The sequence below is a fragment of the Clostridium senegalense genome (assembly GCF_018916625.1).
GTDB lineage: Bacteria > Bacillota > Clostridia > Clostridiales > Clostridiaceae > Clostridium_J > Clostridium_J senegalense.
The window spans coordinates 1-23,583 of sequence record NZ_JAHLNC010000018.1; the positions used below are offsets into that span (position 1 = coordinate 1).

The 23,583-nt window shown below is 25.3% G+C and carries 18 protein-coding genes; 1 reads left to right on the top strand and 17 read right to left on the bottom strand.

What is annotated here, in order from left to right; genetic code table 11:
- Positions 1-615: 615 nt before the first annotated feature.
- The 10 genes from KQI36_RS17075 to KQI36_RS17120 all read right to left on the bottom strand — a co-directional run bounded on the left by KQI36_RS17075 (position 616) and on the right by KQI36_RS17120 (position 14,331).
- Positions 616-1,713, bottom strand: coding sequence for a site-2 protease family protein (locus KQI36_RS17075; protein WP_216451943.1), 1,098 nt, complete (start codon positions 1,711-1,713; stop codon positions 616-618).
- A 349-nt stretch (positions 1,714-2,062) separates the two neighbouring features.
- Positions 2,063-4,543: an ABC transporter permease gene (locus KQI36_RS17080; protein ID WP_216451944.1), complete on the bottom strand. Its 2,481-nt coding sequence runs from the start codon at positions 4,541-4,543 to the stop codon at positions 2,063-2,065.
- A gap of 2 nt (positions 4,544-4,545) precedes the next feature.
- Positions 4,546-5,223 (bottom strand): ABC transporter ATP-binding protein, encoded by a 678-nt coding sequence (locus tag KQI36_RS17085; RefSeq protein ID WP_216451945.1) that lies wholly within the window; start codon positions 5,221-5,223, stop codon positions 4,546-4,548.
- A 123-nt stretch (positions 5,224-5,346) separates the two neighbouring features.
- A complete protein-coding gene (locus KQI36_RS17090; protein WP_216451946.1) occupies positions 5,347-6,591 on the bottom strand; it encodes a sensor histidine kinase in 1,245 nt (414 codons plus the stop codon).
- A gap of 3 nt (positions 6,592-6,594) precedes the next feature.
- Positions 6,595-7,296, bottom strand: a complete 702-nt coding sequence (locus tag KQI36_RS17095; protein WP_216451947.1) for a response regulator transcription factor — start codon at positions 7,294-7,296, stop codon at positions 6,595-6,597.
- A 106-nt stretch (positions 7,297-7,402) separates the two neighbouring features.
- Positions 7,403-9,580, bottom strand: a complete 2,178-nt coding sequence (locus KQI36_RS17100; protein WP_216451948.1) for a stage V sporulation protein D — start codon at positions 9,578-9,580, stop codon at positions 7,403-7,405.
- A gap of 349 nt (positions 9,581-9,929) precedes the next feature.
- Positions 9,930-10,928, bottom strand: coding sequence for an inorganic phosphate transporter (locus KQI36_RS17105; protein WP_216451949.1), 999 nt, complete (start codon positions 10,926-10,928; stop codon positions 9,930-9,932).
- The gene (locus KQI36_RS17110; RefSeq protein WP_216451950.1) at positions 10,921-11,544 is read right to left on the bottom strand and encodes a DUF47 domain-containing protein; all 624 of its coding nucleotides are present in this window, start codon (positions 11,542-11,544) and stop codon (positions 10,921-10,923) included. Before KQI36_RS17110 ends, KQI36_RS17105 begins: the two co-directional genes overlap by 8 nt.
- 283 nt (positions 11,545-11,827) lie before the next feature.
- Positions 11,828-12,601 carry a CPBP family intramembrane glutamic endopeptidase gene (locus KQI36_RS17115; protein WP_216451951.1) on the bottom strand — a complete coding sequence of 258 codons (774 nt, stop codon included), beginning with the start codon at positions 12,599-12,601 and terminating at the stop codon, positions 11,828-11,830.
- Between the two features lie 344 nt (positions 12,602-12,945).
- Entirely contained in the window at positions 12,946-14,331 is a 1,386-nt protein-coding gene (locus tag KQI36_RS17120; protein ID WP_216451952.1) for a transcriptional regulator, read from the bottom strand.
- 325 nt (positions 14,332-14,656) lie between these two features.
- On the opposite strand from KQI36_RS17120, the gene KQI36_RS17125 reads away from it, so the two are divergent.
- The gene (locus KQI36_RS17125; RefSeq protein WP_216451953.1) at positions 14,657-15,169 is read left to right on the top strand and encodes a rhodanese-like domain-containing protein; all 513 of its coding nucleotides are present in this window, start codon (positions 14,657-14,659) and stop codon (positions 15,167-15,169) included.
- A 206-nt stretch (positions 15,170-15,375) separates the two neighbouring features.
- Here KQI36_RS17125 and KQI36_RS17130 read toward each other — a convergent pair whose 3' ends face one another.
- From KQI36_RS17130 to aroC, 7 genes are all read right to left on the bottom strand, one after another.
- A complete protein-coding gene (locus KQI36_RS17130) occupies positions 15,376-16,149 on the bottom strand; it encodes an MBL fold metallo-hydrolase (RefSeq protein ID WP_216451954.1) in 774 nt (257 codons plus the stop codon).
- A 211-nt stretch (positions 16,150-16,360) separates the two neighbouring features.
- Complete coding sequence (locus KQI36_RS17135) at positions 16,361-17,200, bottom strand: DUF2971 domain-containing protein (protein WP_216451955.1); 840 nt, start codon at positions 17,198-17,200, stop codon at positions 16,361-16,363.
- Positions 17,201-17,415: 215 nt separating this feature from the next.
- Positions 17,416-18,117: a hypothetical protein gene (locus tag KQI36_RS17140; RefSeq protein ID WP_216451956.1), complete on the bottom strand. Its 702-nt coding sequence runs from the start codon at positions 18,115-18,117 to the stop codon at positions 17,416-17,418.
- 213 nt (positions 18,118-18,330) lie between these two features.
- Complete coding sequence (locus KQI36_RS17145; RefSeq protein ID WP_010295504.1) at positions 18,331-18,888, bottom strand: lytic transglycosylase domain-containing protein; 558 nt, start codon at positions 18,886-18,888, stop codon at positions 18,331-18,333.
- Positions 18,875-19,504 carry a dephospho-CoA kinase gene (gene coaE, locus KQI36_RS17150; RefSeq protein ID WP_216451957.1) on the bottom strand — a complete coding sequence of 210 codons (630 nt, stop codon included), beginning with the start codon at positions 19,502-19,504 and terminating at the stop codon, positions 18,875-18,877. Before coaE ends, KQI36_RS17145 begins: the two co-directional genes overlap by 14 nt.
- Positions 19,491-22,115: a DNA polymerase I gene (gene polA, locus KQI36_RS17155; protein WP_216451958.1), complete on the bottom strand. Its 2,625-nt coding sequence runs from the start codon at positions 22,113-22,115 to the stop codon at positions 19,491-19,493. Before polA ends, coaE begins: the two co-directional genes overlap by 14 nt.
- Positions 22,116-22,299: 184 nt before the next feature.
- Positions 22,300-23,427: a chorismate synthase gene (gene aroC / locus KQI36_RS17160; RefSeq protein WP_216451959.1), complete on the bottom strand. Its 1,128-nt coding sequence runs from the start codon at positions 23,425-23,427 to the stop codon at positions 22,300-22,302.
- Positions 23,428-23,583 lie beyond the last annotated feature (156 nt).

Below are 23,583 nucleotides of genomic sequence, written 5' to 3' on the forward strand. Positions count from 1 at the left end.
ATAATGCAAAAGCAATATAAAAGCGCATCTTCTAACAACGATACATTTAATAATTTTCATCAAAGGAAATATGATTTTGATAAATTAGAGCAAGAACTTTTAGGCTATGATTTTTGTTAATGCACAAGCCATAAGATTGTAATTCTAAAACTTATCCGTTTATCAATGAGAAGTTTTAAATCTAAATCAAAACTTTTAAACGGACAATGATTAAAGATCTCTATGCCATAACAAGATGGATAGGTTCATTTGTGGCTAGTTATATAATAAAATAAACAAATCACTAGTACTTTTATTAAATATTTGCCATTACATGATTCTAAAAAAATGAACCTTCAATCCATTTAACATTAAGATTCAATGGTAGGTAACTACGCTAGATTCATGAAAGTTACAAAATTTAAATACATCTTATGTTAAGGTTCAACCATTGAAAAATAGCCATTCTTTATTTTTCATTATACATCCAAACTATTGATTTTGCTAGGTTTTATTGTTTTTTTACCAGTGATTTTTATTTTTTAAAGCAAACCAGCAAAACACCTTTTAAACTCAGTAATTTCAAAGCATTACAAGTTTTTAATGAATATTTTACTGGTAAATTCATTATTTTATCTAAAATAACATTTTATTTGTAAATTTCTCTTCAAAGGTGATTAGACCCTTATCTTCATTATTTTTTATTTTTTCAAATTCTTCTTTAAATACTACTTTAGCTTTTTCTGTATCTTTATTTATTTTTGCTTCATAGGTAGCTAATGCTCTTGCTTTTGTTATAGCTTTGTTATTTTCTATAAAACTTTTGTTGTTATCATAATATTCTTTTGCTTTTTCTATATTATCTTCTATTACTGCATAATAAAAAAATATATCATGTGTGTAGGTAAACATTGTTCCTGTAAGTGGTGTTATATCATATTCACTATCAAATTCTATTATAGTTTTAATTTTTTCTTTTCCACTTTCCATATCTAAATTATGTATAGCTTTAAGATATCTATAATACTCTAAGGCAACAGAGCAATATTTTGAAGCCTTTTCTTTATTACTATTTAGATATTTATCATCTAATTTATTAGGTTCTACCCCTTCCTTTATTGAATATTCTAAAAGTAATAAATCTACTGCTTCATTATCTTTAACTAAAGAATATATCCAATAACCGTCATTTAACATATATTCTGATTTGTAAATTACTAAATTAAGTATAAATAACATAATTCCTACAACTGAATTTAAAGCAAATAATATATTAGTGTATGGATTATTTATAATAAAAATTAAAATTAAAGTTATAATTGAAAATATTAAATTAAAAAGCCCACCACCTAAAAACATCTTTATCATGGAGTTTTTATGAAAGTTTTTACTATTTATATTTAAAATAGCTTGTCCACCATAAGCAGTACCTTTTAATTTTGTATCCTTTTTTATCTTTAACTTACCATTATCATCTTTTAAAATAGTAAATGATAATACTTTTAGCTCCTTAAACTCATATCCACTTATTACTCCTAATACTATATGTCCTATTTCATGAATTATTATATTAAATATCATAGATATAGAAGTAAAAATTACTACTAAGCATAATCTAAGAATTATTGGTATTTCAAAAACGCTTAATTTAGCTCCAGAAAAAAATCCAACTATAGCAAATAATATAATCATAATTATAATTGGTATTTTAGTTTCATATCTTTTTTTAGCCATTAAGTCCTCCTCTAAATTTTATTTTTCCTTAATACTAATCATTATATAATATATTTACAACATTATATATACAATTATTAACTTTTATATATAATGTTACTACTTTTACTATATTTTATAGATTTCAAGTTGACTTTTAAAATTATCCATTCAAAAACTTAAATACCTAAAATAGTGAGACATGCTCAGACTCATTTAGAATTCAACACTGCATCTTGTATAAAGTATTTTAAGGTTATTGAATAAATTTAAATTAGAGCTTGTTTCCCTATATTTGTTTTAGCTTTTTTAAAAGTTTTAAGCCACCTTTTCACAAAATTTTGAGAAGGTGGCTTAGTTAATTTATATTTTATACATTTTCTAATCTTATATTTTCTATTATATTTTCTTTTTTCAATTTTGAAATTGGAAAATATCCAGCTATAAGAACTATAAAGAATATCCCTATTATAGAAATTATTATTGATGTATATGGAAATACAAACTTGATATTTACTAACATACTCATTGATTTTTGAATGCCATAGCATAAAAGTAGACCTATAGGTATGGCTATTATAAGAGACATAACACCATAATATATACTCTCTAAATATAGTATTTTATTTAACCCTTGTGGTGTTATACCAATAGATTGTATCATAGCAAATTCTCTTTTTCTAAGAGCAATATTAGTTTGTATTGTATTTATTATGTTAGATACACCTATAAGTGTTACCACTGCTATAAATCCATTTAAAAATATCATTATACCAACCTTACTTCTATACATATATTCTTTTTCACTTGTTAAATCAATTATATTAAAGCTTGAATATTCCTGTGATATTTTTTCTAACTGTGTTTTTGTTTCTTTTGGGTTTGATGACTTTATATTTATTGAACTATTAAACTCCACAGTACTATCTTGTTTTTTAACTTCATTTAATACACTGTCAAAAACTTTATCAGAAGTTATAAGTATAGGTCCTTTTAAAGCATTCTCCACACCAGTTGGAATCTCATTTGTACGAGCCACTATTTTAACTTTTACTGATATATTTTTATCCTTTTTAGTTAAAGTTATATAATCTCCAACTTTTAAATTAAACATTTCAATATCTGATATTTTCCCATTATCTATAATCTTATTTGTGAAAACTAAAATAGCACCATTATCTTTTAAAGATTCTTCTTCATCAAAATTTCCATCAATTAATTTTTTATTAATTATATCAAATTCTTTATCCCCAACAGACATATAACTAGCACCTAAATTTACATTTTCCTCCTTTTCAACTAACTCCTTAGCTTCATCTGTAAGGTCTGATAATTTTATAATTGAATTGCAACTTAAAAGTTTTAAATTTGAAACACGTTCACTTCTATCTACTTTGCAAATTTTATCTTTAACATCATCTTTTAAATTATCATATATAGGTATAAAAAAATCATAATTAGTTAAAGAATACATTGAGTCAAAAGCAGTAGTAAAATTACTTAACATTCCATTAAAAGTTAAGAATAATATTATACTAAATACTAAAGATGCAATAGTAACTCTATATTTTCTTTTATTTCTCTTTAAATTTTTATATGCAAATTGTCCTTCTACACCTAAAACAAGTTTTATTAATTTACCTGATTTTACTTTTCTTAATTTATAGTCTGTATTTCCTCTAATACCATCTATTATAGATACCTTTGATGCCTTTTGTGCAGGAGCTAAAGCAGAGATTAACACTGTAATAAATACAACTGTAAAACTTATTAAAATAATTTTACCACTTATAACAGTTTGTAAATTTAATGACCCTATCATTGAATCTTTTAAAAAATAATTCATAAGTTTAAAAAGTAAATTTAATGTTGCAGTTCCAAAGAAAATCCCTATTGGTATTCCAATTAAGCTCATAAGTATTCCTTCTGCAAAAACCATTTTTTTAATTTGTGATTTTGTTGCACCTACTGAAGCCAATGTTGAAAACAATTTTTTTCTTTCTACTATTGATATTGAAAAAGAATTATAAACGGTAGCTATTGTTGCAATTAATACTAACGATCCAATTATTATTGACATAGTTAATAAAACACTGTTTAAATTTTCTGAATCACTTTGACCATAACAATCTAGTAATCTATCATTATACTCAATAGGTAATTTACCATCAATCTTTTCTATGTTTAAATCCTTTGCAATACTTTCAAATTCTGCTCTTATATTTCTGTTACTTTTTAGCTTTACATATACATCATAATTTGTAGAATTGTTAATGTTGTTTAAATTACTTAATGCCATAAACACATTATTACTTTTACTTTCTATTACTACACTATCTAATAGCCCTACAATTTTAAAAGTTTTATTTTCTAATTTTTTATTTTCATTTAATACATCTAAAGTTATACTATCTCCTATTTTTTTATTGCCTAACACTTTTAAAGCTTTATTAGTGATTGCTATTTCATCTTCTTTTTTAGGGAATTCTCCTTCTTTTACATTATAAGGTTGTAGTGTTTCATTAAACTTATCTACTTTGTTTATAACAATACTTTTTCCTTTTTCATTAGGAACTTCACCTATATAAGAGGTATTCCATATTAGTTCCTTTTCAACTTTCACATGATCTTTTAGAACATTAACTTTATCTCCTTTTAGATTTTTGAATATACCATAGTAATCTCCATTGTCATTAATAACATCTCTTGTCATAGTTTCTTGCATACTTACAGCTATTGTTCCTATTCCTGAAAGTAATGCTGCAGAAAGTATTATTCCTATAATAGTTACTATAGTTCTTTTCTTATTTTTTTTAATATATTTCATTGTCAGTGATAAGTAAAAGCCCATAACTATATCACCTCATCTTCACTTAATATTCCATCTTCAATTCTAACTATTCTATCTGCCTGAGATGCAACATTTAAATCATGGGTTATAAGTATTAATGATGTATTATACTTTTTCACTGTTAATTTTAAAAGCTCCATTATTTCCTTTGTACTTTTACTATCTAAGTTGCCAGTAGGTTCATCAGCTAAAATTACAGAAGGTTTGTTTATAAGTGCTCTACCTATGGCTACTCTTTGTTGTTGTCCTCCTGATAGTTGATTTGGAAGATGATTTTCTCGCTCTTTAAGTCCTAATGTATTTAATATGTCTTCAAGATACTCTTTATCTATTTTTTTGCCATCTAATTCTGCTGGAAGTGTTATATTTTCCTTTGCTGTTAATACAGGAATTAGGTTGTAGAATTGAAATATGATTCCTAAATTTCTTCTTCTAAAGACTGCTAATTTCTTTTCTTTTAACGAACCTAAATTTACATCTTCAACAAAAACTTTTCCTTCAGTTGGCTTGTCTACTCCTCCTAACAAATGCAATAATGTTGATTTTCCAGAACCACTAGCACCTATTATGGCAACAAACTCTCCTTTATTTACAGAAAAATTAACATTTTTTAATGCATATACTTTATTATTATTATCTCCATATATTTTTGATAAATTTCTAGCTTTAAGTATTTCCATTTTTACAACACCCTTTCTAAAACTTAATAAGTTATTTTTTCAACTCACATTATTAAGTGTAATCCTTTAAGATTACTTTATAGTGAATATTATAGTGACAAATTAGTCACTAATCTTTATAAACTATTTTAGAAAGCTTACAATAAATTCTGCACCTTTACCTTCATGACTTTTTACATATATAGAACCATTCTGATTTTCTATTATAGTTTTAGAAAGGGCAAGTCCTATTCCAACACTATCACTCTTATTAATATTGCTACTTTTATAAAATCTTTTAAATATGTTATGTAAATCTTTTTTACTAATTCCAATACCGTTATCCTTTATTTTAATTTCAGAATAAAGATTGTTTTCCTCATAATTTATAATTATAGTTCCATCTTTAGGAGTATGCTCTACAGAGTTTTTTATTATATTAGTAAAGGCTTCTATAGACCATTGTGTATCCCCTATATAATAAGAATCTTCATTTCCATTTAAAATAATTTCTATATTTTTTTCCTTTATAAAAGACCATAATGAAGATTTAACTTCACTTATCAAATTTTTAATATTTATTTTTTCTTTTTTAAATTTAACTACACCTGCATCTAATCTTGAGAGTTTTAATAAGCTCTTTATAAGCCATTCCATTCTTTTAAGCTGAATTTCACTATTTTCTAAAAACTCTTTTCTTATATTCCAATCCATTTTAGGATTAATCATAAGCTCATTAAACATTATAAGTGATGTCATTGGTGTTTTTAATTGATGAGATATGTCTGCCATAGTGTCACTTAAAAACACTTTTATTCTTTTTTCTTTATCTAAATGTTCCTTTAAAATAGAGGTCATTTTAACAATATTGCTTTTTAAAATACCAATATCACCATCACTATAGGAATCTAAATTATAATTATAATTTCCCTTTATTATGCTTTCAGTAAAATTTATACCTAAATATATTTCTTTATAATAAATTTTTAGTATTATGATTATGATAATTAGAAACAACATGAATATTGTAAAAATTAAAGCCATGGTAAAAAACATATAATTTTTAAATGTATATTTTACTATAGGTTCATTTTCAAAGTTCATATCATTATAATAACCATATTGTTTTAACAAACTCGTTCCTTTTAAAACATGACTTTTATCTTTTTTATTATCAGAGATAGTTAATTTTACTATTGTTTCTTTCTCCATAGGATATTTATCAGAAATAGCTCCTACAAGTGCTGATTTATAATTTATAACTTCTTTTTTCATAGCATTACAAAAATATATAGCTATGATTGTAGCAAAAACTGTAGATATTAAAAATACTATTAAAAATAAAGTTAAAATTTTCTTTACCTCTGGATTTTTTAAAATTTTACTCATTTATTAATCTTCACTCCTTCTACATTGCCACTTATAACCTAGTCCCCTAATAGTTATAATATATTTAGGATTAGAAGGATCATCCTCTATTTTACTTCTTAGTCTTTTAATATAAACACTTAAAGTATTATCGTTTACAAACTCACCTGAATCATCCCATAATTTATCTAATATAACTTCTCTTGTAAGAGTTACGTCAAAGTTATTTATAAATAAGAGTAAAAGTTTATATTCTGATGATGTTAAAATGATTTCTTCACCTTTTTTTAAAACCTTCATAGCTAAAGTATCTATTTTTAAATCATCAAATTTTAAAATCTTCTTTTCTTCATAATTGATTAATTTCTTTTTCCTTCTTATAACTGCATTAATTCTTGAAATAAGTTCTCTTACTCTAAAAGGTTTTGTAATATAATCATCTCCACCAATATCTAATCCCATTACTATATTAACTTCTTCATCACAAGCAGTTAAAAAAATAATACCTACATCGCTATTTTTTCTAATTTCATTACAAAAATTATAACCATTTCCATCAGGCAAATTTATATCTAAAAGTAATAGACTATAATTATTATCCTTTATAAAATCTCTAGCAATGTTTAGAGTCTTTGCAATATCCACATAAAAGCCTTCCTGCTCTAATGAATATTTTATTCCTAAAATTATTGAACTATCATCTTCTACAAGTAAAATTTTTTCCATAATAACCTCCATAATTTTTGAATCTTAAAAAACTGATACTTAAGGTGAAGTATATCATCTTAAATACCAGTTTTAATTTATTCTGTTAAGGATTTAAAATCCATATTTATTTTTCTAAAGTACATTTTATAACCGTACCTTTATTAACAACTTTTCCCTTAGGTATATTTTGAGATTTTACAATTCCTGTACCTTCAAATTCACCTTTTAATCCCAATTTATTTAATATTTCATTTGTTTCTGTCTCACTATAATTAGCTAAATTTGGTACTTCAACCATTTTATCAACGTTGTTTAGCTTTCCTAATTTAACAATTATTTCAGTTCCTTCACCTAAAGTGTGACCTGGCTTTGGTAAGATATCTGTAATATACTCACCTTCACCATCTAATTTGTAATTTAGTCCACTTGCTTTTATTAAATCTATTCCTTCTGATTGTTTTAATCCTCTACCTTCTGGAACTATTACATCTTTACCTGTACCAGCTTGATTAGATGAATAACTAGGATTTAAAGCTAAATAGTTACCAAGTTCTTCAAACAACATTTTACCTATTGGAGCTGCTGTTTGACTAGCATAATATGCTGATGAATCTGGCTCATCTACAGAGATTAAAATTGTTACTTGTGGATCATCTACTGGCATCATGCCAACATATGATGAAACATATTTTCCAGCAGCATATCCACCGTTCCCAGCTTTTTCAGCAGTTCCAGTTTTACCACCAGTCTTATATTCTTTTACATATGCACTTGTTCCACCATTAGCTTCAACTGTAGATTCAAGTTGTTTTTTTATTTCATCTAAGCTTTCTTTTTTAACACCATTATCTGTAACCGTCGCTTTATAATTTTGGTCTACTATTTTATTTCCAGACTCATCATAATGAGCTATCTCTTTCATAACATGTGGTGTTATAAGCTTTCCACCATTAACTATGGAGTTAAATGCTTGCATAAATTGCATTATAGTAACTGTATTAGTTTGTCCAAAAGAAATTGTAGCAAGGTCTACATTACTTATTTGCTCAGGAGTTTTTACAATTCCTATTGCTTCACCTGGAAGATCTATTCCTGTCTTTTTACCAAATCCAAACTGTTCTATATACTTATATAAGGTTTCCTTACCCATTTTTGCTCCAAGTTCCATGAACCCAACATTACAAGATTGTTCCATAATTTGTTCAAAAGTAAGAGGCCCATGACCATTTCTATCCCAACAATGTATTGTTTCATTATCTATTGTTAAACTTCCATTACATTGAAAAACATCACCAGGGTGTGCTGTTCCAGTTTCTAGTGCTGCTATAGAAGTTATAACCTTAAATATAGATCCTGGCTCAAAGGCATCATTTACTGCCCTATTTCTCCAAAGTTGTTGAAGCTCTTCACTATTTAAATCTCCATCCCAAGGAGCATTAGGGTTATAATCTGGTTTATTTGACATTCCTAAAATTTCTCCAGTATTAGGATTCATTACTATAATTGAAACTGCTTTTGCACTATTATCATCTAACGCTTTTTGTGCAGCCTTTTCTGTGAAAAGTTGAATATTTTCATCTAATGTTAATATAACATCTCTGCCATCTACCGGTTGTGTGTAATCTACTGTTTCATATGGAATATTTTCATCAAAAGCATCAAGTTCATCAATTTTTATTCCTGGAACACCAGATAAATATTTATTATAGTATAATTCAACGCCAGTTAATCCTTCACCATCTGAATTAGTATGTCCTAATACATGTGATGCAAAATTATTATTTGTATAATATCTTTTAGTATCTGGAGAGATTATAAATCCTATAAGACCATTTTTCTTTTGATAATCTTGAATTTTATCTGCTATTTCTTTTTCTATTCTTCTTTTTAAAATTATATTATTTACCGGGTCTCCATTAGGTAATTTAGCTGTCATCATTTTATTAACTTCATCTTTGTCCATACCTAATATACCTGCAACAGCAGAAGAAACTTCTGTCATCTTCATATTTTCTCTTTCTAAAGATTCTCTAAGTGACTTTAAATCTACGTCAACCCTATATACATCTACACTTACTGCCAATTCATTTCCTTCTCTATCTAGTATGCTTCCTCTTTTAGCACTTACCGTAACATTATTATTCCATTGTATAACTGCCTGATTTTTATAGTTATCACCTTTAATTATCATTACATATACTAACCTTATAAATAAATATATGAATAGAGTTATTGAAATTCCTATTATAACTAAAATTCGCTTTCTCATACTTTTCTTGTTAATCCAATTTTCTTTTGCCACTTATTCGCCCTCCATAAAAATTATTTTTCCCCTAATTTTTAAAAGCTTGTACATAAACATACTATAGTTTCTCTAGAATTTTAACCTATACATAAATTAAGTGAAAATTTTTCATGTATAAATTATAATTAGAGCTTACACCTCTATGTATAAAACCAAATTAACCTATAACTCTTACAACTTTTACAATTTAATTAACTGATATGCTTTACTTGGCATTTTTTTCATATACTTAAAATATTATATCATATAAGATATTTTAAATAAATTAGTAATCTGTATATAATTATATTAATTTACATAAAAAAATCCTAAAATGCTTTATTAAATTCACATTTTAGGATTTCTTTTATACAAATAATTTAGCTATTAATACAAGTATAGCTGAAAATAAAGCAGTAACAGGTATAGTTAAAACCCATGTCCATACTATATTTTGAGCAACAGACCATTTTACAGATTTTAGATTTTTAGATGCTCCAACACCCATAATAGTTGTTGAAATTATATGAGTTGTACTTACTGGAGCATGGAATAAAGTAGCTCCTAATATTACTGTTGCCGCTCCTGTTTGAGCTGCAAAACCATTTACTGGACTAAGCTTTGCCATTCCACTTCCCATAGTTTTTATTATTTTTTTACCACCTACAGAAGTTCCAAGAGCCATTGATAACGCACAACTAGCTATAACCCATGTAGGTACTTTAAATTCACTTATAAATCCACCACTTAATAAGGCCATCGTTATCATTCCCATAGATTTTTGTGCATCATTTCCTCCATGGTTTAGTGCCATAAAAGATGCTGCTATAATTTGAAGTTTTTTGAAAAATTTATTTACAACCTGTACTTTAAATGGTTTTAAAATCCAATTTAATAATACCATTATTATATATCCTGCAACAAAACCTATAACTGGAGATAAAAATAACCATAAAATTACACTATGAAAAAGATTATACCAATTAACTACATCCAGTGTATATGTATAAGCAATTCCTCCACCAACTAAGGCTCCTATAAGGGCATGTGAAGAACTGCTTGGTATTGCAAAATACCAAGTTAAAAGATTCCATGCAATAGCTGCTATTAAAACTATCATTATAACCCATTGTGGTATGGCATTATGACTTACAATATTATCACCTACTGTTTTAGCAACTGCCGTTCCCATAAAGGCTCCTATAAAGTTGAATACTGCACATAATAAAATCGCCACTTTAGGAGATAGTGCTCTTGTTGAAATTGAAGTTGCTACTGCTGTAGCTGTGTCATGAAATCCATTAATAAAATCAAATATTATTACCAGCACAACTATTACTGCAGTTATTAAAAATGTACTATGCATGTTTCATGACAACCCCTTCAACTATATTTGCTACATTTTCACAACTATCTAGTGTATCCTCTAACATTTGATATATTTCTTTCCACTTTATAATTGTAAGGACATCTTTTTCATTTTTAAATAGATCTGCTACAGTTTTTCTAAATAACTTATCGCCGTTTAATTCTATATTTTTTATATTTTTAACTTTTGAAGATATATTATTTTTTTTATCTAATAATTTCATTTCATTCATTAATTCCATAATTTCTTTTGTAACATTAACAATCATACTACATAAATTTTCAGCTTGTACATTAGATTCGTTTATATCAAACATTGTAAATCTATGCATAGTTCCACCAATTAAATCTGTAATACTTTCTAAAGATTTACTTATAGCATAAATATCTTCTCTGTCTATTGGAGTTATAAATGCTGTGTTAAGTTCTTTAATTACTTTTGACAGAATATCTTCACCTTCTTGTTCTAACTTTTCTAGTTTCTTAGCTACATTTTCTTTGTTTTTTAAATCGTTTATAGCCTCACCTAAAACTAAAGCTGAATTGTACACATTTGTTGATTGCTCACAAAACATCTTATAAAACTTTTCTTCCTTTGGGTTTAAATTGAACATTTTATCTATCTCCCTACATTTAAAAACTTTGTACTATATTGTATTATTTTGTAACATACAATTTTAGTATAATACGATATTTTAATTTTTTAAATATATTAATTATTTTTTAACATAAACTTAATATAAAACTACATTTTTGTTCCATTTTAATTTATAAATTGTTTATTATATATTAATAACTAAACTTATAACTCGTAATGCTTAACTGTTAAATAACTATAGTTGCACTTATTTTTATTAAATGATAACAAAATTTGATGTATAAACTTAATTTGAAACCCTATATTTTATAATTAATTAAATTAACACTTTTTTTATAAAATTCATATATAGTTAATGCAGTTATAATTAAAATACCTAAAAAAATCTTTACCAAAACAATTTTGAAATCATCCATGTTACTTGACAAAATCATAGTATTAAACATCCCATGCATTAGAGCTGCTGCAAATACAGATTTAGATTTATTCCTAATATATGTAATAATTATAGATATAATAAACATTTGTAGAAAATTAATAACTACTCCTATAATAGGATTACTAGGGTATTTATACAAAATTGTAACAGGAGTATGCCATAAAGCCCATATTAATCCTATTAATAATGACAACTTAAATATTCCTAAAAATTTTAGATTATTATATAAAAATCCTCTCCATGCTAATTCTTCTATGTAGGCTGAAAGGGATGCAATTGATAATCCTATTATTATATTAAATACAAATTCCTTTTGTGAAAAAATAATAGCATTAAACTTAATAATGCTAACTATGTTAATAGTTAATCCCATGGCTACTGGTATTAATATTCCAATCAAAAACCAAATATTAAATTTTAAAGAAACCTTAATAAAACTTTTTAAAGTATCTTTAAATATAAATTTTTCCACAATAATAATTGAAATAAGAGGAAAAGTCATTGATAATCCTATTAAATTCAAAGTTTTTGAATTTGCATTTCCACCAATTTCTTGAAGTATTATAAAAAATATAATTGTAATTACATATGTTAATCCTACAAAAGACAATACTTTTTTTGTACTTTTACCCATTAATAACACCTCATATCTATATTTTATAGATAAGTAATCTTAATTTTAAAAATATAGTATAAAATCTATAAATTTGCATTTATTATATCATTATTGTTAAAATATATCAATTTTCGACATTTATACTAATTAAACTATTTATTTTTTATTATTTTTTAATTTTATATAATATTTTCTGATTTTAAAAATAAAAATACATGATTGACTTTAATTTTAATCAATCATGTATTTAAAAATTCAACCTAGCTGTTAAGTTTATTCATTTGAAAACTTGGATAACTCAATAATAAAAACTTCTCTAAACCAATTTTAATTTCAGCTTTTTATCCTATATCATTTTTATGTTAAGAGCATTGTTTATAATTTTCCTTACTAACTGTATTACATCTAATATTTTTATTTTTTTTTAAATTCCCACTTAATAACGATTTGTATTTCACATACTCAAATAATTCTTCATAATCCAAATTAAAATATTCACTTTTTCTTGATATTAAATTTACATAAAACATTGGAAGTGTTAATTTTATTTTAGATAGTATTTCCTCCATAATAATAATATCTTCATATTTTTTTAGATTATCTTCTATTATGGTATAGATTTTTTTTATGCCTTCATAATTATAATTATAAACACAATTATAGAACTCTTTTAAAATACTTATATCAGAAAACATTCTAGTTGTTTTTACTATTTTTCTTTTTAAGTTTTTCAATGTAGATTCTCTCTCTTTTATTAAAACTAAATTATATAAATCTTCTATATTGTCTATGTTATATATAGAAAATTCTCTTAAATTATCTTTAGCAAATTCTTTTAAAATTTGTGATTTATAACTAACTTCAAAATCTATAATATTTTTTATTTGCTGTAGCTTATTTTCTATAAACAATAATTTACTTATATTTATTTCATTAATTTTTTCTAAAAAGAACTCATTACAGTTTTCATTCCAATAATTAATAAGTTTTTTCTCTATTGATTTCATTTTCATATAATTATACATTACTAAATAGTGATTTACAGTTTCTATTTTACATTTGTTTATTCTACATCTTTTTATTAGATTGAAAATAGCTATATTTTTCATCTTGCACTTTAATGTTAGCTTACCATTTTCTTTTATATCCTTATATATTTCATTTAACTCTTTTTTAAAGTCCAATATTTCTATATCTTTAGGAACATAGATATTCATAGCATAAATTCTTTTATTAAAAAATGCTAATTTTTTTAATAGTTTCATTGAATTTGTATAAAAATCATTTAATTTAACTTGCACATTTTTATCTTTTTCATATTGACTAATTAAAGTTTCAAAGCCATTATTATTAAAAAACAATAATTGATTTTGGATTGAATTTAAACTATATTTTATAGTTTTTATATTAAAATTTTTATTATTAAAAATTGAATTTATATCTTCTAATTCTATAGTATCTATATATTTTTTTAAAATCTTATATTCTTTTAAAGTATCGATAAATTCCTCTTCACTGGGTATATCTTTTTCTATAAGTTTTAATTTTTTTATATCTTTTATATTTTTATCTGAATATGATTTAAATAGTTCTATAAGCTTATTATATTCTTTATTAGTAATAGGATTTGTACTCTTATAATCTATAATATCTTCTACAAAATAATACTGGCACTCCTTACTTTTAACCCAACTTGCTATATCTTTTAAAGTTAAACACTTGTCATTTTTAATAGTATCAACTGCCATTATTGTTCCCCCACTTTACACCTTAGTTTTGTTTTTACAATTTTAAATTCATATTGCATTAGTATGAATCTCAACTTAAATTTATTACTATATTTTAATTTTTAACTAACTACAGTTGTACTTATTTTTCTTAACTGATAACAAAAATAAATATAACTAAATAAATATTTAACAATAGCAGTATATGAAATACAAATAGTTATCTTTATTTCTATTTGTATTTCATATATGTATATTTCATCAAATTATAGTATAATGTAATTTGAATTTACAAATTTTTCATTGTTTGTAAAGATGTAAATTTTTCTATACAGGAGGGAATATTATGAAAAAAACTGCTAGTTTAATGTTAGCGTTACTTGTTGCTACATCTGTTACACTTGCTGGATGTGGAGCAAATAACACTAAAAATGAAAGTAAAAATAATACAGCTACTAATCAAAGTAGTGAACAAAAAGAAGACAAAAAAGAAGATGAAAATAAAAGTGAATTTAAATATTACACTGCTGAAGAGTTAAAAAAAGCTATAGAAAACAACGATAAAGTTGTAATGTTAGATATACAAGTTGAAGAAGAATTTAACGAACATCACATAAAAGGTGTAATCCCTACACATGCTTATCCAGTGAAAACTGATGAAGATAAAGCAAAACTTGATAAAGTTTTAGACAAGCTTAATGAATCTAAGGATCCAATTGTTATAGTTTGTCCTGGTGGCGCTGGTGGTGCTGAAAGAACTTATGGATATTTAAAAGAAAAAGGAATTGACGAAGGAAGATTATTTATCCTTAAAGATGGTCAAAAAAACTGGCCTTATGATGAGTTATTAGAGAAATAATAATTTTAAAAGTCAACTTAGAACATTATGAAAACTGCCTAAAATAGATGTTTCATTCTATTTTAGGCAGTTTTTTAAATTATATATTATAAATTTAGTATATCTTTTAAAATATAACATCGTTATGAATTCTTTAATATATTTAATATTTATTTTTAAAATTGTATCCTTATAAGAATTTCATATTAATATTTTAATTTATCTTACTATATTTTTATTTTGAATTCGCCAAAATCAAATAAGCCACTTCCTTGATTTAATTGACCATTGTCTTCAATTTCTTTAAATCCATGTTTAATTTTTTCAACTAAATTTACATTTATATTTAATTCATTATGAGAAGGTAATATTTTCACTATCCCCTTTAAGTTACTTATCTTATCAATTGATTTTTTAAACAATTGAGGATCCGTACTGGGATAAAACGCATATAAAGTTCCTTTATATATTAAATCGCCTGTATATAAATACCCTTTTTCTTCTTCGAATAAGCAAATATGACCTGGCGAATGTCCTGGAGTATGTATAACCCTAAGTTTTCTTGAACCAATATCTATAATATAATTATCTTCTATTATTTTAGTTGGATTACCAATGTAAACTTTATAATCTTCTATTTTAAAATCTATTGGTGGATTTTTAATAAAAGGCTCCATCATGATGTTTTTACAAACTACACTATTAGGAATGGGAATACCCTTGCTTAGCCATTCTGCATCCTGTTTATGAACATAAATATGATTAAAGAATTTATGTCCTCCTATATGATCCCAGTGCACATGAGTTGTAATAACTATAATAGGCAAATTAGTCAATTTATCAACTTCTTTTTTTATATTTCCTATACCTAATCCAGTGTCAATTAAAAGTGCACATTCCTTTCCTATTAGCAAATATGAATGTACCTTTTCCCAATGACCATATTCACTTATTGAGTAGGTATTGTCATCTATACTTTCAATTGTAAACCATTCTTCCATGTTTCCTCACTACATATTAAAACTTATTATAAATTTATATAGCGTTGCAATCATATGCATAAGATTAATACACATTATTCCAATAAAATATGATATATAATCTATATTATACATTATCTTTTCTTAACAACTACCATATATGGAAATAAATTTAAAAAGAGCTACCATAATAAAATATTTTTAGTATGGTAACTCTTCAAATTTAATAATATTAACGATATGGTATTTGAGATTTCACTATAGTTATATCTTCTTTTTCCCCTTTACTATCTAGGTACAATTGATGTAATTCTAATAATCTTTCAAGACCCTTTTGAGCAAGTTCTATATTAGTTTTAGGACCAATAGTTATGGATGTTATAGGAATTTCCCATTTACCATCTTTGTTTATAAACTTAATCTCTATATAAGGTATAATTACACCATTCCTATTAGTAAATTTAATAACTCTATCATAACTATCTTTATTTAAAGTAAAAACAAGCCTATATTCTTCTTCCTGTTTAAATCCAGGATGTTTAAATATATTTATATAGTAAAGTATTTTTGATAAAACATCTTCTTTAATAATTTTTCTTTCTTCTTCCGTTAAATTGAAACTTTTATCTAAAGATTGGTTCAATATTAATATTAAACTTTTTAAAATTTCCTTTTGTTCTACAGTATCATATATAACTTTTCCAAAAGCTTCATGATAAAATGCATTGTTTCCTTTTGGAGTAATGCTTTTACTATTTGCAATTATATATTTTTTAAAATTTTCTTTTGAACCTACTATATTTTTTAAATCAACTTCAATATTATATCCCTCAAAGTTAGTATAGTTTCCCCAAAGTCCTATTGAATCATTATTTAAAGAAAAACTTAAAATAAATTTATATTTTAATGAATCAACTAGTAGTTTTTTTAAAGTCTTTATGTCTATAACTCCATTGTCTATAGTTTTATATATTTCTTCTATAATATCTATACTATATAATATTTCTTCTCTGTCATTTAAAAATTCACTATTAGTAACCATTAATGATTTTTGGGTTAAAATTTGATACAAAGCACTAATATTAGTATAATGATATACTTTTTTATCAATGTCTATATCACTTGATATATTGTACTTTAAAAGTTTATTTTTTAATAAAGCATAATTTTTACTAATAATACCACCTACTTTTCTACATGATAAAGAGGCTTATTATTTCCATTGCCTTATAATAGTATATGTAATCTTTCATTTACTATATATATTTTTTTAAATTATAATAAATTTTATAAATTACCTTTAAATATATCTAAATGTATCTTAAAATTATTAGAAGATATGATTTTTTTATAGTATATTTTATCATCCTTCATATTTTTATCCTTTTGTGGTGCTACAAATACCTTACATTTATTACAACTATATATTGTATCAATATGTTTTATACCTTCATATGTAGAAAGTTCAAAGGGTCTGTTATCTGCAAAATTAATGCTGTTCATATGTTCTTTACAGAATGGACATTGATAACCACTGTCTACTTTATTTAATTCTAAATCAATTAAAGCAAAAGGTCCTAGATTGTTTTTTAAACTATCTTCAAGTTCTCTACCATATATTTCATCTTCAATCCAACTATGATACTTACTAAAATAATCTATAGCTACTAACCATTCTTCTTTATAATCTATTTTGCTTTCTTTTATAATAGGTTTTAAACTTTCTTTAAACATTATTGGATTATACATTTCTAAAAATACTAACATAATTTTTTCATCTATTTTATTTAATACATCTTTATTATAATGCTTTAATATTGTAGCTAAAACATACTCATAACAACACTTTTTACCAAAAGTAACAGAAAACTCACCAATTTTATAGAATCTATTATAGCTTTGAATAGCTATAAGTTTTATATCATCTTTTTTTAAAGCTTTACATATAGTTAAAAAACTTTTTTTACTTTTTAAATTATATTCAGCCATTAAGGCACATCCCTTCTAAAATTTATACTGGATTTCTAATAAAATTTTTTTTATAAGAAGTCATATTTAAAATTATAACAAATTTATGAAAATTTTTATATAGTCTAATTTTAAAACATTATCTACACTTGATAAAAAGAAAAATAACTAATTTAATCTTTAAGGACTAAACTAGTTATTTATTTCAATAAATTTTATAATTTTAAATTGTAGTTATTTTAAATCATATATTTTTTTATACATATTATAATTTTTATTAACTTTTTCTACATAGTTTTTAGTTTCTTTGAATGGTATAGCATGAAGATTTTCTCCGTCTTTAGAATAATTATCATCTTTTAACCATTTTTGAACATTACCTCTTCCACCATTATATGCTGCAAGCATAAGGTCTAAATCTCCTTCAAATTCAGTACTAAGATTATTAAGATACCAACATCCCATTTTTATATTGGTTTCAGGGTCATACAAAGCATCATAAGTTATTTCCCCCATTCCACTTTGGGATGCGATCCAATCAGCAGTATCAGGCATTATTTGCATTAATCCATAAGCACCTCTATGAGAGACTGCCTTATTTTCAAATTTACTTTCTGCTTTAATGACTGCTGCTACCAAATTAGGATCAACGCTATATTCTCTTGAATAGGTTATTATGTAACCTTCATACTGTAGAGGATACATATTTTTTAATATAGCATCGTGATTAAAGACTAAGATAATTACTAAAGCTATGAAAGCTAATTTAATTAATGCTTTAAATTTTCTCATTTTTCCCCCTTAGTAATATATCATTTAAGATATGTGCTAATTGACTTTTAGTAAAGTCTAAATCCTTACTATTATCAATTACATAATCTGCGTATTGGATTTTTTCTTCTAGTGACAGTTGATTTCTTATCCTCTTTAAAACCTCTTCTTTAGATTGTAAATCTCTTTTTATTACCCTTAGAATTTGAGTTTCTTCATCAACCATAACTAGAATAACATAATCCATATAAATTTGCAGATTATTTTCTATTAATGTTGGTGCATCGACTATTGCAATTTCTTCCATATTTTCTCTGCACTTTTTTATTTTATCAAATATTTCTCTTTTTATATAGGGTATTATGATATTTTCTAAAGTTTTTTTTAATATTTCACTAGAAAATACATATTGGCCTAACTTTTTTCTGTTTAAAGAACCATCTTCATAAAAATATTCTTCTCCAAATTCATTTTTTATCTTTAAAAGAATTTCTGGATAAATATTTAAAACTTCCCTTGAGATTTTATCAGCATCAATTATACTTATATCTTGTTCCATTATCATTTTAGATATGGTACTTTTTCCACTTCCTATACCACCTGTAAGTCCTACTATTATAGTATTACTTTGTGTCATACCATGTATTTCCTGTATTTATGTCTACTTCTAGGGGGACATTTAAAGTTAAAACTTCTTCCATTGATTTTTTTACAAGTTCTTTTACAGCATCAAGTTCATCTTTATATACATTTAATATAAGTTCATCATGAACCTGAAGTATAAGTGTACTTTTAAAGTTTCCTTTTTTAAGCTCATTGTTCACTTTAACCATTGCAACTTTTATTATATCTGCTGCACTACCTTGTATTGGTGCATTCATTGCTAATCTTTTACCTAATGCTTTAAGTATTTTGTTAGAAGATAATATTTCTGGTATAAATCTTCTTCTATTTAAAATTGTTGTAACATAACTTGTTTTTTCTGCCTCATCAACTATGTTATCTATATAATCCTTTACCTTTGGATATCTAGAAAGATAAGTTTCTATATATTCTTTAGCTTCTTTTCTTGTTATACCTAAATCTTGAGAAAGACTAAAGTCTCCTATACCATATACAATTCCAAAATTTACGGCTTTTGCATTACTTCTCATTGTTTTAGTAACTTCATCTACACTTACATTAAAGACTTCTGATGCAGTTATAGTATGAATATCATTGTGCTTTTTAAAGGCGTTTATTAAATTCTCATCCTGTGAAATATGTGCAAGAACCCTTAGTTCTATTTGAGAATAATCTGCAGATAGTAATACAGATTCATCATTATGTGAAATAAATGCCTTTCTTATTTTTCTACCCATTTCGTATTTTATAGGTATATTTTGAAGATTAGGCTCTGTACTTGAAAGCCTTCCTGTTGTAGTAACTGTTTGATTAAAGCTAGAATGAATTTTATCATCTACGTCTATTACATGCTTTAATCCTTCTACGTAAGTAGAATAAATTTTTGAAAGTTGTCTGTAATAAGTTATTTTGTTTATTATTGGATGCTTATCTTTTAAAGCTTCTAAAACTTCTGCATTTGTAGAATATCCTGTTTTAGTTTTTTTAATTATAGGTAAATCCAATTTTTCAAATAATATCTTTCCAAGCTGTTTTGGAGAATTTATATTAAACTCTTCCCCTGCAAGACCATAAATTTCACTTGTATAGCTGTCTAATTCTCCCTTAAATGCTACTCCAAGATCTTCAAGGGTAGTTCTATCTATCTTAAAACCTTCCTTTTCCATATCAGCAATAGCTTTAGTTAATGGCTGTTCTATATCGTATAACAGTTCTTGCATATTTAACTGTTCAATTTTTTCTTTTTCTAATTCATATATTTTTTCTAGTTTAGAAAGTAAAGTTATTTGTAATTTATCTTCATCCTCTGATTCAACAGTTTCCATTAAAAGATTAGATGATAAAGTCTTTAAACTATATTCGGACTTTGATGAATCTATTAAGTAAGCTGCAATCTCTGTGTCAAATTCTAATGATTTAAGCTCTATACCATCCTTTTGTAAAACTTTATAAAAGTTTTTAACATTATGAGATACTTTTTCTATTTTCTCATTTTCAAAGAATTCTTTTAAAACTTTTAAAGTTTCCTCTAGATTCTCTTCTTTTATAGTTTTTATATTTATTACATAATATTTATTGTCAAAACACATATATAATTTTTCTAAATATATTTTAGAGAAAACATTCTCATCTTTTATATTAAAGGTAAAAAATGCTTTTTCACTATTTATAGTTAATAATTTTTTTAATTCATCTATGTTTTCTATTAATTCAAATTCTATATCACAGTTACTTTCTTTGCTACAATTCCCGTCTTCTTTATTTAATCTATCTATATGAGCTTTAAACTTTAATTTAAAGAAAAGTTCTTTTAATCCATTTGTATCATACTCTTTTTTAGATTTTATTTCATCCATATTAATATCAATAGGAGCATTTTTTACAATAGTAGCTAACTTCTTACTAAATATAGCTTGCTCGCTATTTTCAAGTAAATTTTCTTTAAGCTTTTTGCCACTTACCTTATCTAAATTTTGAAGGAGATTTTCAATACTTTTAAATTCTTTTATAAGTTTAAAAGCTGTTTTTTCCCCAATTCCAGGAACACCTGGTATGTTATCAGATTTATCCCCCATAAGTCCTTTTACATCTATAAATTCTTCTGGAGTTACACCATATTCTTCTATCATTCTTTTTTCATCATAAATTTCTTTTTCTGTTACACCTTTTTTATTTATAACAACTTTTATATTTTCAGTTGCAAGTTGAAGAGCATCTTTATCTCCCGTAACTATATATACTTCCATACCTTCTTTTTCAACATATGTAGCTAATGTACCTATTAAATCGTCTGCTTCAAAACCATCTAACTCAAAAATATTTATTGCCATCTTATTAAGCATATCTTTAACAATTGGAAATTGCATTCTAAGTTCATCTGGCATAGTTTTACGACCGGCTTTGTACTCCTCAAAACTTTCATGTCTAAAGGTTGGTTTAGACCTATCAAAAGTAGCTACTATATAATCTGGCTCTATTTCATCTATCATTTTAAATAGCATATTAGAAAATCCATATATAGCACCTGTAAATAATCCTTCCGAATTACTTAAATTAGGCATAGCGTAAAATGCTCTATACATTAAACTATGACCATCTAAAATAAGCATTTTTTCTTTACTCATATAATCACCTCATATTTCTATATTAGGAATAATGAAATAAATAATAAATGAATATTTTTGCCTATTTACCCCAAATACTTTATTGGCAAAATCCAGACATACAACTATTATCTCTGAATTTCATCTTCTTGTCTTCTTATAAATATGACTAAAATCTTCAATCTCTTATCTCTTTTCATATGCCTTAAAGTTTTTGTATGTTTTCCTTTAATTTGCTAAAATCATCCTGTTGATATACTTTTAATATTTCTTTTAATATTTCAAATGCAACAATGTTTTCAATTACAATTGATGCTGGTACAACGCCACAAACATCTGAACGTTCATAACGAGTAGTTACATTAGTATTTTCTTTTAAATTTACAGATTGTAAAGGTAGTTTTACAGATGGGATTGGTTTCATATAAGCTGTTAATTTTATATTTTCACCGTTAGAGACTCCAGCTTCTATTCCTCCACCATTATTGGAAGCCCTTTTTAGTTTTTTATCTTCAAAATACATTTCATCTAAAAATTCACTACCAAAAACTTTATCTTTATTTAATATATCCCCTATTTCAACAGCTTTAATTCCTTGCAAAGACATAATTGCCATTGATAAAATGCCATCAAGTTTTCTATCATAGTGGACATAACTTCCAAGTCCTAGTGGAACACCTTTTACTTCAACCTTTATACTACCACCTACAGTATCTCCTTTATCTTTACAATAGTCTATAAGTTTTTTCATTTTTATTTCAGCTGTTTTATCAAACACCCTAACATCGCTATTATTTATTCTTTCATATACTCTATTATCGAATAAATCCATATTACTGTCTTTATAAGGACCAATAGAGTTAACTTTACTTCTTATTTCAATACCAAGTTCTAAAAGCATATTCTTGCATACGGCACCAACAGCTGTTCTTATAGCAGTTTCCCTTGCAGAACTTCGCTCTATAGTATCTCTTATATCTGTAGTATTATATTTAAAATAACCAACTAAATCACCATGTCCTGGTCTTGGAATTACTATTTTTTCCTCATCCTTTGTCTCATTTTCCATAAATTCTTTCCAATTTTCATAGTCTTTATTAAAGATTATGATAGACATTGGATTTCCTGTTGTTTTATTTCCTCTTAATCCTGACCAAATTTCCGCTTTATCCTTCTCAATTTTCATTCTGTTGCCACGACCATAGCCACATTGTCTTCTAGAAAGTTCATTATTTACAAAATCTAAATCTAAACAAAAATTAGCTGGCAGTCCTTCTAATATTGCTACCAAAGCTTTTCCATGGGATTCTCCACTATCTAAAAACCTAAGCATATAACTCTGCTACTCAAAATATGGACAAAAATACCCATATTGAGATTTTTCCTGTTTCAATGTACTCCATTTTGCCGAAGCTACTTTGGTTTATATAGCACTCCACAGGCTTAAATTCCCATTTAGCCAACGGTACATATATAAGTATCTATTTAA